The sequence below is a fragment of the Pseudomonas fluorescens Q2-87 genome, from assembly GCF_000281895.1.
Classification (GTDB): domain Bacteria; phylum Pseudomonadota; class Gammaproteobacteria; order Pseudomonadales; family Pseudomonadaceae; genus Aquipseudomonas; species Aquipseudomonas fluorescens_S.
Genome location: NZ_CM001558.1, coordinates 4,932,218 through 4,947,813, shown reverse-complemented (window position 1 = coordinate 4,947,813; position 15,596 = coordinate 4,932,218). Strand labels below are relative to the sequence as shown.

Sequence of the window (15,596 nt, the reverse complement as noted above, 5' to 3'; positions counted from 1 at the left end):
CGCCCCGGCACTTAATGAGCTGCACAATTAAATTTTTCAGAGAAATGTCCGTCCCCCCATGCGCATAGAACCCCGCCAACTGCCCGACACCCTGCCATTTCTCGGTGACCTGCCGCCGCTGTTGACCCGCCTGTATGCGGCGCGCGGCGTGCAGTCCGAGGCTGAACTGGACAAGAGCCTGGCGCGCTTGATTCCTTATCAGCAGCTCAAGGGCATCGACGCGGCGGTGGACCTGCTGGTGGTCGCGCTGGAGCAGCGTCAGCGGATCCTGATCGTCGGTGACTTCGATGCCGATGGCGCGACGGCGAGCACCGTGGGCATGCTGGGCCTGCGCTTGCTGGGTGCGGCCCATGTCGACTATCTGGTGCCTAACCGTTTCGAATACGGCTACGGACTGACGCCGGAAATCGTCGAAGTCGCGCTGACCCGCGAGCCACAGTTGCTGATTACCGTGGATAACGGCATTTCCAGCGTGGAAGGCGTGGCGGCGGCGAAAGCGGCGGGGCTCAAGGTGCTGGTCACCGACCACCACTTGCCGGGTCTCGAATTGCCGGCGGCCGATGCCATCGTCAATCCGAACCAGCCGGGCTGTGATTTCCCGAGCAAGGCGCTGGCGGGTGTCGGGGTGATTTTTTACGTGCTGATGGCGCTGCGGGCGCGTCTGCGCAGCCTGGGCTGGTACGCCAGCAAACCCCAGCCGAACATCGGCGAGCTGCTCGATCTGGTGGCCCTGGGCAGCGTCGCCGACGTGGTCCCGCTGGACGCCAATAACCGGATCCTGGTGCACCAGGGGCTGGAACGGATTCGCGCCGGACGGGCCCGTCCCGGTATCAAGGCGATTCTGGAAGTGGCCAAGCGCGATCATTCGCGTATCACGTCCACCGACCTCGGGTTCATCCTCGGCCCGCGCCTGAACGCGGCGGGGCGCCTGGATGACATGAGCCTGGGCATCGAATGCCTGCTCACCGATGACGTGGCCCTGGCGCGGGAGATGGCCGCACAACTGGACGGCATGAACCAGGACCGCAAATCCATCGAGCAAGGCATGCAGCGCGAGGCCTTGGCCCAGCTCAAGGACCTGCCGGTGGAGTCGATGCCATTTGGCTTGTGCCTGTTCGATCCGCAGTGGCACCAAGGCGTGATCGGTATCCTCGCCTCGCGTATGAAAGAGCGCTATTTCCGGCCGACCATTGCCTTTGCCGATGCTGGCGACGGCCTGCTCAAGGGCTCGGGTCGCTCGGTAGCGGGGTTTCACATTCGTGACGCGTTGAGCGTAGTGGCGGCGCAGCATCCGACCCTGATCAGCAAATACGGAGGTCACGCCATGGCGGCGGGGCTGACGTTGCCGGAAGCTAACTTTCCCTTGTTCGCCGAAGCGTTCGACGCGGAAGTGCGTCGGCAGATGCGCGAAGAGGACCTGACCGGGCGGCTGTTGTCGGACGGCACGTTGGCGGTCGAGGAATTTCACCTGGAGCTGGCCCGGGCGTTGCGCCATGCCGGACCCTGGGGCCAGCATTTTCCGGAACCGATGTTCCACGGCGTGTTCCAGCTGGTCGAACAGCGCGTGGTCGGCGAACGGCACCTGAAGGTCGTCCTCAAGAGCGAATGCGGCTCGGTGAAGCTCGATGGCATTGCCTTCGGCATTGACCGCGATATCTGGCCAAACCCAACCGTGCGTTGGGTCGAATTGGCCTACAAGCTCGACCTCAACGAATTCCGCGGCCAGGAAACGGTGCAGTTGATGATTGCCCATATCGAACCGCGTTAAGCGCAGAATCTCGTCACGATGTCGGTTTTTAACTTCTGAACCCTTCCTCCTCCCAGGTTGTCGACTAGGCTCTAAGCACTGGTTGATAGCCCTTGTGACGTCTTGTCGAATTTCATTGCCCGCGGGGGCGGGTGTTGCACCTTTTGTCACTCGTCGACTTTTCAAACAGAACCCTGGAGCCTGCCCACTGATTCGAGAGGTGCCCCATGAGTCTGCTGCTGGAACCCTATACGCTTCGTCAATTGACCCTGCCCAATCGCATCGCGGTGTCGCCGATGTGCCAGTATTCGAGCGCCGACGGCCTGGCTAACGACTGGCATCTGGTGCACCTTGGCAGCCGCGCCGTAGGCGGCGCCGGCCTGGTGTTCACCGAAGCCACCGCCGTCACCGCCGACGGCCGTATCACCGCCCAGGACCTTGGGCTGTGGAACGACGAGCAGATCGAACCCTTGCAACGCATCACCCGCTTCATCACTGCCCAAGGGGCCGTGCCGGGTATTCAGCTGGCTCATGCCGGGCGCAAGGCCAGTACCTGGCGACCCTGGCTGGGCAAGCATGGCAGCGTGAAACCTGCGGACGGCGGCTGGGTTCCGGTCGGTCCATCACCCATTGCCTTCGATCCGCAACACACCCAGCCGGTCCAATTGGACGAAGGGCAGATTGCCGACGTGGTCCAGGCCTTCGTCGATTCGGCCAAGCGTGCCCTGACGGCTGGCTTCAAAGTGGTCGAGGTCCACGCCGCTCATGGTTACTTGCTGCATCAGTTCCTGTCTCCCCTGAGCAACCAGCGGCGCGATCAATATGGAGGCTCGTTCGAAAACCGCATCCGCCTGGTCCTGCAAGTCACCGAGGCGGTGCGAGCCGTATGGCCTGACGAATTGCCGGTGTTCGTGCGCGTCTCTGCCACCGACTGGGTCGAGGACGGCTGGAACCCGGATGAAACCGTAGAGCTGGCACGGCGATTCCGGGCCTTGGGGGTGGACTTGATCGATGTGTCGTCGGGCGGAACCGCGGCCAACGCCGAGATTCCCACTGGCCCGGGCTACCAGACGCGCTTTGCCGAACGGGTGCGCAAGGAGTCGGAAATCGCCACTGGCACCGTCGGCATGATTACCGAACCGGCCCAGGCCGAGCACATCTTGCGAACTTGCCAGGCCGATATCATTTTCCTGGCGCGGGAGTTGCTGCGTGATCCCTACTGGCCCCTGCACGCCGATGATGATTTGGGTGGACGCAAGGCCACGTGGCCGGCGCAATACCAACGGGCGACGCATCGGGACCAGCCGATTCATGAGTCTGATTTGCGCGATTGAGCAAGGCATGAAACAAAAAGCCCCGGTCGTGTTGCCCGGGGCTTTTGGTTTATCTGGCTGGATGAGTCGGCGCTTGTACCGGCCTCATCGCGAGCAAGCTCGCTCCCACAGGGAACGGCGTCGAACACAAATTCTGTGAGCAACACGAACCCTCTGTGGGAGCGAGCTTGCTCGCGAAGGCGTCATTCCTGACGCCGCGGGACTTAGGGATACTTGCGCTTATCCGGCGCCGGCGGGAAGTACTGGTACAACCAGGTCTCGCTCAAGGTGCGCTCCTTGCTACGAATGAACAGGCGCATCTGCACCGGGTCCACGCGATCGTCCGTCGGGTACCAGTCGAACGTGATGCGGTAGCCCTTGATCTCATCGAGCACCAGCACGTTGAAGTCCTTCACTTCGCCGTGGGAGCAGGTCACCACCGGTTCGATGCCGGTGCCGGGCGGCAGTTGGTCGAGGCCGCCGCCGCTGAAGTCCACGGCGAAACGCCGCGCCCAGACGGTCGGGTAATGCTCGCCGGGTGCCCAGCCTTCGATGAAACCGCCCATGCCCGAACGGGTCGCATCGACATGCGCCAGGTCCGTGCTGACCGGAGGCAGGGCGCTCCAGTAGAGCTTGTAGCCGTAGTTCAGCGACTCACCGGCGGCAACCGGTTTCTTCGGTGTCCAGAACGCAACGATGTTGTCCAGGGTTTCGCCGGTGGTAGGGATTTCCAGCAGATCGACAGAGCCTTCGCCCCAGGCCGTCGTCGGTTCGACCCACAGGCTTGGACGCTTGCTGTACCAGTCCACGGTGTCCTGGTAGCTGGCAAAGTCATGGTCGGTCTGCACCAGGCCGAAGCCTTTCGGGTCCTTGTCGGCGAAGGCGTTGAACTGCAAGGTGGCGGGGTTGTTCAGCGGACGGCAGACCCACTCGCCGTTGCCGCGCCACATGGCCAACCGGTCGGAGTCGTGGATTTGCGGGTGAATGGTGTCGCACATGCGCCGCTCGACGGTGCCGCAGCTGAACATGCTGGTCATCGGGGCGATCCCGAGCTGCTCGATGGCCGTGCGGGCGTTGACGTGGGCGTCGATCTCCATGACCACCCGGGTCGGCTGGCAATCGATGTCAAAACGATAGGCACCCGTGGCGCTGGGGGAATCGAGCAGGGCGTAGACCACGAAGCGGGTGCTGTTCTTGTCCGGGGTTTCGAACCAGAACTTGGTGAAGTCCGGGAATTCCTCACGCTTTTTGGCGTAGGTGTCGATGGCCAATCCGCGAGCGGACAAACCGTACTGGCCGCTGGCGTCCACGGCGCGGAAATAACTGGCCCCCAGGAACGAAACGATGTCGTGCCGATCCAGCTCCGGCGCCTTGAATGCACGGAAACCCGAGAACCCCAGGTCACCGGTCAACTGCGAGGTGTTGACGGTGGTTTTCTCGTAGTTGAACAACTCCGGGCGGAAGTGCACCTCACGGGCCATACGGGTTTTCGGATCGACGCTGTACATGCGCACCGGCTGCTTGAAGCCCATGCCGACGTGGAAAAACTGCACGTCCAGCTGGCCATCGAGCTTGTTCCACAAGGAGTGGTTGGCGTCGTAGCGGATCGCGTTGAATTGCAGGGGTGACATCTGGGCGAGGGTCGGTGGCAAGACTTGCTTGGTGTCGACGTAGCGGCTCGCGGCCAGTTGCCGGGCCTGGTCTTTCAGGTCATCGAAATCGAAGGGACGGGCCTGGCCGTCGGCAGTCTGGTCAGCGGCCCAGGCACGTGCGGCCATGAGCCCGGAGGCCGATAGACCGGTGTAGGCGGCGAAGGCCATGGAGGCCTTGAGCAGATTCCTGCGGTGCATAAATACAACCTTTCTCGAAACAATCCCAAGCCGATCCTGGCAACAGAGACTGGTAAAGGAGTTCGGACATGCCTTTGGCCAAACGCGACGGACGTTAGAACAGATGCCTGAGAGCTGGATCGGTTCACCAAAGCGCAAAATCTTAGGGGATAACCAGGCTGGAGGGAGAATGAAAAGCGTGCCTTGGTTAAATTTTCTTACAGTTCTTTCTTTTTTTATGCCCATTCCAGCGTTTTTTGACTAATTACTCTAAAACTCTCTTTTCACGCTATGAATCCTCCCTATTCTTAAGCGTGACAGGCAATTCAACCCGCATTCAGACGCCGCTATCAGGTCGATTAGACGTAAAGAAGGACAACGCTCATGACAAAAATACAGGGCATTACCCAAATACTGGGGCTCTTTCCAGGCCTGGACAATGCGCGCAGGACAAAGCGGCTCAGCCTGGAGGAGATGAGGCTGGTGGAGCGCTATCGGGAGCTGTCGGAAAACGACCGGATCGCCATGCGTTATCTGGTGGATGCAATGAGGAGTGTTTCGAGGTTTTGAATAATCGTTTTGGGCGGCCGGGCAGATGGTCACTGGCCGCAATTATTCCGTGGACCAGTCCTGGGAGCGTTCGCTGCGTTGATGCAGTATGCGCAAGACCTGCAATTGCCCATGCATGAGCCGGTAAGGCGCAACGAACGGATAACGTGTCAACACCAGCTCCCGAATATCGGGAACGACAGAAGGACGGCCAGAGCCTGGAAAGCGCTGCAGTTGTCGCAGCGTTTCCAGAATGGTGGTGATGACATTGTCAGCGCCTTCCGTACCGATGGCGGTTTGGTAGTGTTCATAAATCGAGTCGAGGTCACTCTGTGCTTTGTCGGTCAGTACGATGCTCGGCACGCTTTGCCCACTTAGCCTTCACGGCATCCAGGTCGGTCAGATTTCCAGCATCGGCATCGACTATGCCTTCGCTGATGGCTTGTAGATGCCAGGACTCGGCTTCCACATATCGAACCAATGCACGCTTGAGGTGGTATTGACGGTCGCGGTCGGTGGCGGCAGCCAACAAATCCAGCTGCTGGGCCAGACCTTCTTCCACGCGAAAGGATAAAACGGGCGAGGCCATGGCAATCTCCTGGGGTGTATACGTTGTAGACACCCTAGGTGCTGCCGGGATTTCCGTCAACCGGCGAGCGCGCACCGATAGACGAAAACCTTAGCAGCACCCACACAGGGCTACCGCGAGCATGTGTTGCCAGTGTTGTCTTGTCCTCAATGCTTGAACATCACATGCCGCACCACCGTGTAATCCTCCAACCCATACATCGACATGTCCTTGCCATAACCGGAGCGTTTCTGACCGCCATGGGGCATTTCGCTGACAAGCATGAAGTGCGTGTTCACCCAGGTACAGCCGTACTGTAGGCGCGCGGACAAGCGATGGGCGCGGCCGATGTCAGCGGTCCACACCGATGAGGCCAGGCCGTAATCCGAATCGTTGGCCCAGCCCAGCACTTGGGCTTCGTCGAGAAATGGCGTGACGGACACCACCGGCCCGAACACTTCCCGGCGGACGATTTCATCATCCTGTTGAGCGTCGGCCAGTACCGTCGGTTCGAAGAAGAACCCATTGCCGTCCACCGCCTTGCCGCCGGTGATCAGGCGGATATGCGGCTGGGCGATGGCTCGTTCGACGAAGCCTGCCACGCGGTCGCGATGTTGCGCCGTGATCAGCGGGCCCATTTCGGTATCCGGCGCGTTTTGCAGGCCGTACTTGATGCTGCCCACCGCCGCGCCGAGTTTTTCGACGAACTGGTCGTAGATGCCTTGTTGGGCATAGATGCGGCAGGCGGCGGTGCAGTCCTGGCCCGCGTTGTAGAAACCGAAGGTGCGGATGCCCTCAACCGCCGCGTCGATGTCGGCGTCGTCGAAAATAATCACCGGGGCCTTGCCGCCCAGTTCCATGTGCGTGCGCTTGACGCTGTCGGCGGTGCTGGAAATGATGTTCGAGCCGGTGGCGATGGAGCCAGTGAGCGACACCATGCGCACTTTCGGGTGCGTGACCAGCGGCTGCCCGACGGTCTGCCCACGACCAAACACCACGTTTAGCACGCCGGCCGGGAAAATTTCCGACGCCAATTCCGCCAGGCGCAATGCCGTCAGCGGGGTTTGTTCCGACGGCTTGAGTACCACGGTATTCCCGGCGGCCAGGGCCGGGGCGATTTTCCAGGCGACCATCATCAACGGGTAATTCCATGGCGCGATGGAGGCGATAACCCCGACCGGATCACGGCGGATCATCGAGGTGTGCCCCGGCAGGTATTCGCCGCCGGCCGAGCCGTTCATGCAGCGGCTGGCACCGGCAAAAAAGCGGAAGACGTCGGCGATGGCCGGGATCTCGTCGTTCAGTGCGGCGCTCAGCGGCTTGCCGCAGTTATCGGATTCCAGCTTCGCCAGTTCTTCACCATGGGCTTCGATGGCGTCGGCCAGTTTAAGCAACAACAGGGAGCGGTCCTTGGGCGCAACCTGCGACCAGCTGTCGAAAGCGCTGTCGGCCGCGCGTACGGCGGCGTCGACCTGGGCTTCGCTGGCTTCGTTGATTTCCACCAGCACCCTGCCGAGCGCGGGGTTGAACACGGCCTGGGCAGGGCCTTCGCCGTTTACCAAGTGGCCGTTGATCAGCAGTTTGGTTTGCATATCCATTTCCTCTCGAATCTTGTTTGTGGTCTGGGTGGGAGCGGGCTTGCTCGCGAATGCGGTGTGTCATCCAACATCTGCACCGTCTGACACGCCGCTTTCGAGCAAGCCCGCTCCCACAGGGGATCCGGTTCCACCGTGGTATTTATTTCCCCCCACTACCGGCCACGCTTTCACCGCCACGGGTCAGGTAATAGGCGCCCAATATCGGCAGCATCGTCACGATCATCACCAGCATCGCCACGACATTGGTCACCGGCACGTCGCGAGGGCGGCTGAGCTGGTTGAGCAGCCAGAGCGGCAGGGTGCGTTCGTGGCCGGCGGTGAAGGTGGTGACGATGATCTCGTCGAACGACAGGGCAAACGCCAGCATCCCGCCAGCCAACAACGCCGAGCCGAGATTGGGCAGGATGATGTAGCGGAAGGTCTGCCAGCCATCGGCTCCCAAATCCATCGACGCCTCGATCAGGCTGTGGGACGTACGGCGAAGGCGGGCGATGACGTTGTTGTAGACGATCACCACGCAAAAGGTCGCGTGTCCGATGACGATCGTCAGCATCCCGGGTTCGATCCCCAGGGACTTGAACGTCGCCAATAGAGCAATGCCGGTGATGATGCCTGGTAGCGCAATCGGCAGGATCAGCATCAGTGAAATGCCTTGTTTGCCGAAAAAATCGCGGCGGTACAGCGCCGCCGAAGCCAGTGTGCCGAGCACCATGGCGATCAGCGTGGCAATGGCTGCGATTTGCAACGACAGTTTGATCGCCTCCAGTACGTCCGGGCGCGAGAAGGCGACGCTGAACCACTTCAAGGTCAGGCCCTTGGGCGGAAAGCTGAACGCCGCGTCCTCGGTGTTGAAGGCATAGAGGAAGATGATCAGGATCGGGAAGTGCAAAAACACCAGCCCGCCCCACGCTGCGATGCGCAGTCCCCAGGACGCGCGCCCTTGGGATGAAGAGTCAGAGTGCATCGAAAGCCCCCAGGCGCTTGACGATAGACAGGTAGATGGCGATCAGCACGATGGGTACCAGGGTGAACGCCGCGGCCATGGGCATGTTGCCGATGGCGCCTTGCTGGGCGTAGACCATGCTGCCGACGAAGTAGCCCGGCGGGCCCACCAGTTGAGGCACGATGAAATCCCCCAGGGTCAGCGAAAACGTGAAGATCGAACCGGCGGCGATGCCCGGCACTGACAGTGGCAGGATCACTTGCATGAAGGTCTGGCGCGGCCTGGCACCCAGGTCGGCCGAGGCTTGCAGCAGCGACGGCGGCAGGCGCTCCAGGGAGGCCTGGATCGGCAGGATCATGAACGGCAGCCAGATGTAGACAAACACCAGGAAGCGTCCCAGGTGAGAAGTGGAAAGCGTGCTGCCGCCGACGCCGGGAATCTCCAGCACGAACTGCAGCACTGGACCCAGCCCCAAGTGCTGGACAAACCACTGCGCCACGCCGCCCTTGGCCAACAGCAGTGTCCAGGCATAGGCCTTGACGATGTAGCTGGCCCACATTGGCAGCATGACTGCGATGTAGAAGAACGCCTTGGTCTTGCCGCTGGTATAGCACGCCATGTAATAGGCAATCGGGAACGCGACCACGGCGCTGGCGATGGACACGACGATGGCCATGCTCAACGTGCGCAGGATGATGTCGAAATTCGAGGGCTGGAACAGCGCCGCGAAATTCGCCAGGGTCAGGTCCGGCGTGACCGCCATGGTGAAGTCGTCGAAGGTGTAGAAACCTTGCCACAGCAAGGTCAGCAGCGAACCCAGGTAGATCGCGCCGAACCAGATCAGCGGCGGCACCAGCAGCATCGACAGATACAGGTTGGGCCGACGGTACAGCAGGTTGGAAAACCTGCGCAGCGACGATCCCGATGCCGGTGTCGGGTTAATGGCCAGGGTGCTCATCTCACACCTCACCGGCGACGGTGTCGTGCAGCGGGATCATGGCTTCACGGGCCCAGCGCACGCTCAGTTGCTGACCGGTCTGGTGCTGGGCGCCGTTGTCGATCCATTGGGTATTGGCCTGGCTGAGGCTCAGGGTCTGGCCGTTCTCGAGTTTCAACTCGTAGCGCGTGGCGCTGCCTTGGTACTGGATATCGTGAAGCAGGCCGCGGACCTCGATTTCGTGACCGGCCAACGGGCCTTCGGCGAAACGCACGTGTTCCGGGCGGATCGAGAACGGCTGTGGATAACCGCTCAATTGCTGGGCCAGTTCGCCACGAATCACGTTGGAGGTGCCGACGAATTCGGCGACAAAAGTCGTCGCCGGCTTCATGTACAAGTTGCGCGGTGTATCGACCTGTTCGATGCGGCCCTTGTTGAACACTGCCACGCGGTCGGACATCGATAACGCTTCGGTCTGGTCGTGGGTGACGAAGATGAAGGTGATGCCCAGTTGCCGTTGCAGCTTCTTCAGCTCGCCCTGCATCTGTTCACGCAGCTTAAGGTCAAGGGCGCCCAAGGGCTCATCCAGTAACAGCACTCGTGGACGATTGACCAGCGCCCGGGCCAGGGCCACGCGCTGGCGCTGGCCGCCGGACAGTTGCACCGGCTTGCGCTCGCCGTAGCCGCCCAGGGCGACCATTTCCAGCGCTTCGTTGGCGCGCTGGATACGCTCGGCCTTGGCGACGCCTTTGACTTTCAGACCGTAGGCGACGTTGTCGCGCACATTCATGTGTGGGAAGAGGGCGTAGTCCTGGAACACTGTATTGACGTCGCGCTGATAGGGCGGCAACCCGGCGGCTTCTTCGCCGTGGATGCGGATCGAGCCGGCGCTGGGCTGTTCGAACCCGGCGATCAGGCGCAGGCAGGTGGTCTTGCCTGAACCAGAGGGGCCCAGCATGGAAAAGAACTCGCCGTCCTGGATATCGATGGAAACCCGGTCAACGGCTTTCACTTCGCCGAACTGACGGGAAACGTGAGTGAATTGGACTGCAAGTGTCATGGTGCGGTGCTCCAAAAAGCGGGGCGGCTATGAAATATCAACTTTGGAACGCGGTCCCGTGGCGAGGGAGCTTGCTCCCGCTGGCGTGCGCAGCACGCCCAAAACAGATCGACGCGGTATTGCCTGACCCACCGCATCGGCTGGTCTTGGGGTGGCTGCGCCCCCCAGCGGGAGCAAGCTCCCTCGCCACAGGGCTAATCATGTCCCCGGTCCAAGCAGTTGCTGGGGTTTAGCGCCCACCCATAATCGCAATGTAGTCCTGGGTCCAGCGGCTATACGGAACGAACTTGCCGCCCTCGGCCTGCGGGGTTTTCCAGAAGGCGATCTTGTCGAACTGGTCGAAGCCATTGGTCTTGCAACCCTCGGCGCCCAGCAGCTCGCTGCCTTTGCACGCCGCTGGCACGGCGGGCAGGGAACCGAACCACGCGGCCACGTCGCCCTGGACTTTCGGTTGCAGCGACCAGTCCATCCATTTGTACGCGCAGTTGGGGTGCTTGGCCTCGGCGTGGAGCATCGTGGTGTCGGCCCAGCCAGTGGCGCCTTCTTTTGGAATGGTGGACGCGATCGGTTGTTTCTCGTTGACCAGGCCGTTGACCTGGTACGGCCAGGCGCCGGACGCCACCACGCCTTCGTTCTTGAAATCGCTCATCTGCACAGTGGTGTCGTGCCAGTAGCGGTGGATCAACGGCTGCTGGGCCCGCAGCAATTCCAATACGGCCTTGTATTGCGCTTCGTCGAGTTGGTACGGGTCCTTGATGCCCAGTTCCGGCTTGGCGGTCTTGAGGTACAGCGCCGCGTCGGCGATGTAGATCGGGCCATCGTAGGCTTGCACGCGTCCCTTGTTCGGCTTGCCGTCAGGCAGGTTCTGAGCGCTGAACAATACGCTCCAACTGGTCGGTGCCTGCTTGAATACGTCGGTGTTGTACATCAGCACGTTCGGGCCCCACTGGTACGGGGTGCCATAAGTCTGCTGGTTGACCACGTACCAGGGTGCATCCTTGAGGCGCGTGTCGAGGTTCTTCCAGTTGGGGATCAGCGCGGTGTTGATCGGTTGTACACGCTTGCCGGCAATCAGTCGCAGGGAGGCATCGCCCGAGGCGGTGACCAGGTCATAGCCGCCCTTGGTCATCAGGCTGACCATTTCATCGGAGGTGGCGGCGGTTTTCACGTTGACCTTGCAACCGGTGTCCTTTTCGAAACCTGTTACCCAATCGTAGGCCTTGTCGCTTTCGCCTCGTTCGATGTAGCCCGGCCAGGCAACGATGTCCAATTGGCCTTCGCCGGCGCCAATGGCCTTGGGCGGTTCGGCGGCCTGGAGGCTGACGCTGGTCAGCAGCGCCGTGGTGATAGCGCTGAGCAATGCGGTCTTGTGCGCGTACATGGAAATCCCTCTTGCTTTAATTGTGGTAGGGCAGTTGAGAGGCGTGTCGCTGATTGTTGTTTTAGCTTAGCTGCAAGCTGCAAGCTGCAAGCCATGCACTGCTGTTGCTTGCAGCTTGCAGCTTGCAGCTTGCCGCTCAAAACTCCCGGCTATGCCGGGCCATGATGTGGCGCACCACGCTGTAATCCTGGAGCGAATCACTGGACAGGTCCTTGCCGTAGCCCGAGCGTTTCAGGCCGCCATGGGGCATTTCGCTGACCAGCATGAAATGGCTGTTGATCCAGGTGCAGCCGTATTGCAGCCGCGCCGCCACCTGCATCGCCTTGTCCAGGTTCTGCGTCCACACCGAGGACGCCAGGCCGTATTCGGAATCGTTGGCCCAGTCCACCGCCTGGCTGAGTTCATCGAAGCGGGTCACCGTGACGACGGGGCCGAACACCTCGCGCTGGACGATCTCGTCGCTTTGCTTGCAGCCGGCCAGCAGCGTGGGTTGATAGAAAAACCCCGCGCCGGAATGCACCGCCGCGCCGGTGATGCGCTCGATGTGGGGCTGGCCGAGGGCGCGCTCGACGAAACTGGCGACGCGGTCACGCTGGCGAACGCTGATCAGCGGGCCGATTTCATTGTCGGCATCGCGCTTGCCGGCAAAGCGCAGGCTGCTGACCGCCGCGCCGAGCTCGGCCACCAACCGGTCGTGAATCCCACCCTGAGCGTAGATCCGGCAAGCCGCGGTGCAATCCTGCCCGGCGTTGTAATAGCCATAGGTGCGCACGCCCTCGACCACGGCTTGGAGGTCGGCGTCGTTGCATACGATTACCGGCGCCTTGCCGCCCAGTTCCAGGTGCGTTCGCTTGAGGGTTTTCGCCGCCGCCTGGAGAATCTTCTGCCCGGTGACGATGTCGCCGGTCAGCGAGACCATGCGTACTTTGGGATGGCTGACCAAATGGCTGCCGACCCCTTCGCCGCCTCCGCAAATGATATTGATAACGCCCCGCGGCAGAATCCCGGCCAAGACCGGCGCCAGCGCCAGGATCGACAAGGGCGTGTGTTCCGACGGCTTGAACACCAGCGTGTTGCCGGCGGCCAGGGCCGGGGCGATTTTCCAGGCGGCCATCATGATCGGGTAATTCCACGGCGCGATGGACGCCACCACGCCAATGGGATCGCGGCGCACCATGCTGGTGTAGCCAGGCAGGTATTCACCGCTGAGCTGGCCGGTCTGGCAGCGCACGGCACCGGCGAAGAAACGGAACACGTCCACGGTGGCGCTCAGGTCATCCTGGCGCGCCAAATGCAAAGGTTTGCCGCAGTTCAGGGATTCGAGGCGGGCCAAGTAGTCCGCGTTTTTTTCGATGGCGGCGGCAATCTCCAGCAACAGGTTCGAACGTTGTTGCGGCGTGGTCTGCGACCATTCGTCAAATGCGCGGTGGGCTGCGAGGATTGCAGCTTCCACCTGTTCGATGCTGGCTTCGGCGATATGAGCGAGTACTTCGCCGGTGGCCGGGTTGAGAATGGGCTCGACAACCCCCTCACCGGATACGAGTTCGCCGTCGATCAGCAACGCGGTGCACAACGGGGTCTGCGTGCCAGCCATTTTTATAAGTCTCAGTTTGAAGCACAGAACCATGGGATGCCTGAGAGACTAGTGCTCAGCCTCAAGGCCGACAAATTCTAAATACTCAAGGCTGCATTCGATTAAATCGATGGCTTGCGTCCGCCCGGCGGTTGTTCCCGGGCTACCGTCAGGAACGGATCGACCAGGGCTGGCCGCGCCGTGCCTCGGCGCCATGCCAGGCCGACGTCAAGGGTCTGGCTGAGGTCGGCAATCGGGCGCGCCTCGATGATGTCGCCCTCCAGTGACCAGGGGCGGTACGTCATGTCCGGCTGGATCGATACCCCGAGGCCTGCGGCCACCAGGCTGCGCACCGCTTCGGTCGAGGCGGTACGCAGCGTGATCTTCGGTTGCAGCCCGGCGCCGCGCCACAAACGCTGGGCGTTGCGGTCCATTTCATCGACGTTCAGCTGGATCAGCGGCTCGCGGGCCACATCTGCCAGGTTGATGCTGTCGTGTTCCAGCAACGGATGCTGGGCCGGCAGCCACAAGCGGTGGGGCGAGTGAGTCAGTACCTCGGTCTGCAAGGCGTGGCGATCTTCCAGGTTGGAGAGGATCAGCACCCCGACGTCGATTTCGCCGCTGACCAGCAAGTGCTCGATGTACGGCCGCTCATCCTCCATCACGCGGATTTCCACATTGGGGTAGGCCCGCTGGAAACGGGTCAGCAGGTCCGCCAGGTAATAACCGGCAACCAGGCTGGTGACGCCGATGATGACGTGGCCGGCCACCTGGTCGGTGCTCTGTTGCAGGCTGCGCTTGGCATTGTCGACGGTGGCCAGGATCAAATGAGCCTGGCGCAGGAATTGATGCCCCTGGTGAGTCAGGGTCATGCCCTTGGCGTGGCGGTTGAACAGGCAGACGCCGATTTCCTGCTCCAACTGCTGGATGGCCAGGGTCAAGGTGGACTGGGAAATGAAAACCGCCTGTGCGGCGGAGGAGATCGAGCCGGTCTCGGCCACAGCGATGAAATGACGGATCTGACGCAGGGTCATCATTGGACGAATACCCGGTGGGCTGTTTTTATCGATGCGCTGGAGTGTATATCGTTTTTTCTGTGGGGCTGGTGATACGCGAGGCAACATCTCGAAGCAATCTCGTCATGGCTGACGGGGCACTTTCGATCCAGGCTGGTGACCTTAATGATCCGGTCAACCCGAATGCGTGGAGGCAGCACATGAACACCCGTGGATTAATCGATCAGCTACTCAAGTCCGGTCAGGAAATGTTGCAGAACAAGGCTGGCGGTTCCCAGGGCAAGCCGTCCGCTGGTTTGGGCGAGTTGCTTGGCGGCTCCGGTAATCCGGGGGGCAACCTGGGCGGCTTGCTGTCCGGCGCGGGTGGCGGGGCATTGGCCGCTGGCGCCATGGGGCTGTTGCTGGGCAACAAGAAAGCCCGCAATTTCGGCGGCAAGGCGCTGGCTTATGGTGGCCTGGCTGCCTTGGGCGTGATCGCCTACAAAGCCTATGGCAACTGGCAGGCCCAACAGGGCGGTGGCCAAACAACCGAACCGCAGACCCTGGACCGCGTTCCGGCGGCGCAGGTCGAGCAGCACAGCCAAGCGATCCTCAAGGCATTGGTGGCGGCCGCCAAGGCTGATGGCCATGTCGACGAGCGTGAGCGGCAGCTGATCGAAGGCGAATTCACCAAGCTCGATAACGACCAGGAACTGCAGCGCTGGCTGCACGCCGAGCTCAACAAACCCCTTGACCCCATCGACGTCGCTCGCGCCGCCAGTACCCCGGAAATCGCCGCTGAAATGTATGTTGCCAGCGTGATGCTGGTGGACGAGGAAAACTTCATGGAAAAATCCTACCTCGATGAGCTGGCGCGCCAGCTCAAGCTGGAGCCGGGATTGAAGGCCGAGTTGGAGAAGCAGGTGCGGCAGGCAACACCGTAGAGCCGCCCCGACCTTAGTGGTTTGGGCCCTTTACTGGAATTGGGGCTGATGCAGATCCTCACAGGTACTCCATTGCTCCAACTGGCTCAAAATCCTCCGCCACCGCCATGCAGACGCCACGCCGCCCTCGGCTATACTCCCCAGCATTTTCAAGTGCCC

General features: G+C 61.5%; 14 protein-coding genes. 4 read left to right on the top strand and 10 right to left on the bottom strand.

Annotated elements, in window-relative coordinates; translation table 11 throughout:
* The first annotated feature begins 58 nt into the window (after positions 1 to 58).
* Positions 59 to 1,768, top strand: a complete 1,710-nt coding sequence (recJ, locus tag PFLQ2_RS06065) for a single-stranded-DNA-specific exonuclease RecJ (RefSeq protein WP_003185050.1) — start codon at positions 59 to 61, stop codon at positions 1,766 to 1,768.
* A 206-nt stretch (positions 1,769 to 1,974) separates the two neighbouring features.
* Positions 1,975 to 3,081: an NADH:flavin oxidoreductase/NADH oxidase gene (locus tag PFLQ2_RS06070; RefSeq protein ID WP_003185048.1), complete on the top strand. Its 1,107-nt coding sequence runs from the start codon at positions 1,975 to 1,977 to the stop codon at positions 3,079 to 3,081.
* 203 nt (positions 3,082 to 3,284) lie between these two features.
* Here the strand turns inward: PFLQ2_RS06070 and PFLQ2_RS06075 are convergent, their stop codons facing one another.
* Positions 3,285 to 4,910, bottom strand: a complete 1,626-nt coding sequence (locus PFLQ2_RS06075; protein ID WP_003185045.1) for a glucan biosynthesis protein D — start codon at positions 4,908 to 4,910, stop codon at positions 3,285 to 3,287.
* A 363-nt stretch (positions 4,911 to 5,273) separates the two neighbouring features.
* Between PFLQ2_RS06075 and PFLQ2_RS06080 the strand changes: the two genes are divergently transcribed.
* Positions 5,274 to 5,459, top strand: coding sequence for a hypothetical protein (locus tag PFLQ2_RS06080; protein WP_003185042.1), 186 nt, complete (start codon positions 5,274 to 5,276; stop codon positions 5,457 to 5,459).
* Between the two features lie 42 nt (positions 5,460 to 5,501).
* Here PFLQ2_RS06080 and PFLQ2_RS06085 read toward each other — a convergent pair whose 3' ends face one another.
* The 9 genes from PFLQ2_RS06085 to PFLQ2_RS06125 form a co-directional block, all read right to left on the bottom strand.
* A complete protein-coding gene (locus PFLQ2_RS06085; RefSeq protein WP_003185040.1) occupies positions 5,502 to 5,801 on the bottom strand; it encodes a type II toxin-antitoxin system RelE/ParE family toxin in 300 nt (99 codons plus the stop codon).
* Complete coding sequence (locus PFLQ2_RS06090; RefSeq protein WP_003185038.1) at positions 5,764 to 6,027, bottom strand: CopG family ribbon-helix-helix protein; 264 nt, start codon at positions 6,025 to 6,027, stop codon at positions 5,764 to 5,766. Before PFLQ2_RS06090 ends, PFLQ2_RS06085 begins: the two co-directional genes overlap by 38 nt.
* Positions 6,028 to 6,173: 146 nt before the next feature.
* Positions 6,174 to 7,598, bottom strand: a complete 1,425-nt coding sequence (locus tag PFLQ2_RS06095) for a gamma-aminobutyraldehyde dehydrogenase (RefSeq protein ID WP_003185036.1) — start codon at positions 7,596 to 7,598, stop codon at positions 6,174 to 6,176.
* A 145-nt stretch (positions 7,599 to 7,743) separates the two neighbouring features.
* Positions 7,744 to 8,568 (bottom strand): ABC transporter permease, encoded by an 825-nt coding sequence (locus PFLQ2_RS06100; RefSeq protein ID WP_003185034.1) that lies wholly within the window; start codon positions 8,566 to 8,568, stop codon positions 7,744 to 7,746.
* Complete coding sequence (locus PFLQ2_RS06105) at positions 8,558 to 9,505, bottom strand: ABC transporter permease (RefSeq protein WP_003185032.1); 948 nt, start codon at positions 9,503 to 9,505, stop codon at positions 8,558 to 8,560. The genes PFLQ2_RS06100 and PFLQ2_RS06105 overlap by 11 nt, the downstream gene beginning before the upstream one ends.
* 1 nt (position 9,506) lies before the next feature.
* Positions 9,507 to 10,544 carry an ABC transporter ATP-binding protein gene (locus PFLQ2_RS06110; protein ID WP_003185030.1) on the bottom strand — a complete coding sequence of 346 codons (1,038 nt, stop codon included), beginning with the start codon at positions 10,542 to 10,544 and terminating at the stop codon, positions 9,507 to 9,509.
* Between the two features lie 229 nt (positions 10,545 to 10,773).
* Positions 10,774 to 11,925: a putative ABC transporter substrate-binding protein YdcS gene (ydcS, locus tag PFLQ2_RS06115; protein ID WP_003185029.1), complete on the bottom strand. Its 1,152-nt coding sequence runs from the start codon at positions 11,923 to 11,925 to the stop codon at positions 10,774 to 10,776.
* A 136-nt stretch (positions 11,926 to 12,061) separates the two neighbouring features.
* A complete protein-coding gene (locus PFLQ2_RS06120; RefSeq protein ID WP_003185026.1) occupies positions 12,062 to 13,519 on the bottom strand; it encodes a gamma-aminobutyraldehyde dehydrogenase in 1,458 nt (485 codons plus the stop codon).
* A gap of 101 nt (positions 13,520 to 13,620) precedes the next feature.
* Positions 13,621 to 14,535, bottom strand: a complete 915-nt coding sequence (locus PFLQ2_RS06125) for a LysR family transcriptional regulator (RefSeq protein WP_003185024.1) — start codon at positions 14,533 to 14,535, stop codon at positions 13,621 to 13,623.
* 179 nt (positions 14,536 to 14,714) lie between these two features.
* On the opposite strand from PFLQ2_RS06125, the gene PFLQ2_RS06130 reads away from it, so the two are divergent.
* Positions 14,715 to 15,437 carry a tellurite resistance TerB family protein gene (locus PFLQ2_RS06130; RefSeq protein WP_003185023.1) on the top strand — a complete coding sequence of 241 codons (723 nt, stop codon included), beginning with the start codon at positions 14,715 to 14,717 and terminating at the stop codon, positions 15,435 to 15,437.
* Positions 15,438 to 15,596 lie beyond the last annotated feature (159 nt).

What these genes read in the sequence shown, in the direction of transcription:
- recJ (WP_003185050.1), top strand. Translation starts at nt 59, where the DNA reads ATGCGCATAGAACCCCGCCAACTGCCCGACACCCTGCCATTTCTCGGT.
- PFLQ2_RS06070 (WP_003185048.1), top strand. Translation starts at nt 1,975, where the DNA reads ATGAGTCTGCTGCTGGAACCCTATACGCTTCGTCAATTGACCCTGCCC.
- PFLQ2_RS06075 (WP_003185045.1), bottom strand. Translation starts at nt 4,910, where the DNA reads ATGCACCGCAGGAATCTGCTCAAGGCCTCCATGGCCTTCGCCGCCTAC.
- PFLQ2_RS06080 (WP_003185042.1), top strand. Translation starts at nt 5,274, where the DNA reads ATGACAAAAATACAGGGCATTACCCAAATACTGGGGCTCTTTCCAGGC.
- PFLQ2_RS06090 (WP_003185038.1), bottom strand. Translation starts at nt 6,027, where the DNA reads ATGGCCTCGCCCGTTTTATCCTTTCGCGTGGAAGAAGGTCTGGCCCAG.
- PFLQ2_RS06095 (WP_003185036.1), bottom strand. Translation starts at nt 7,598, where the DNA reads ATGCAAACCAAACTGCTGATCAACGGCCACTTGGTAAACGGCGAAGGC.
- PFLQ2_RS06100 (WP_003185034.1), bottom strand. Translation starts at nt 8,568, where the DNA reads ATGCACTCTGACTCTTCATCCCAAGGGCGCGCGTCCTGGGGACTGCGC.
- PFLQ2_RS06105 (WP_003185032.1), bottom strand. Translation starts at nt 9,505, where the DNA reads ATGAGCACCCTGGCCATTAACCCGACACCGGCATCGGGATCGTCGCTG.
- PFLQ2_RS06110 (WP_003185030.1), bottom strand. Translation starts at nt 10,544, where the DNA reads ATGACACTTGCAGTCCAATTCACTCACGTTTCCCGTCAGTTCGGCGAA.
- ydcS (WP_003185029.1), bottom strand. Translation starts at nt 11,925, where the DNA reads ATGTACGCGCACAAGACCGCATTGCTCAGCGCTATCACCACGGCGCTG.
- PFLQ2_RS06120 (WP_003185026.1), bottom strand. Translation starts at nt 13,519, where the DNA reads ATGGCTGGCACGCAGACCCCGTTGTGCACCGCGTTGCTGATCGACGGC.
- PFLQ2_RS06125 (WP_003185024.1), bottom strand. Translation starts at nt 14,535, where the DNA reads ATGATGACCCTGCGTCAGATCCGTCATTTCATCGCTGTGGCCGAGACC.
- PFLQ2_RS06130 (WP_003185023.1), top strand. Translation starts at nt 14,715, where the DNA reads ATGAACACCCGTGGATTAATCGATCAGCTACTCAAGTCCGGTCAGGAA.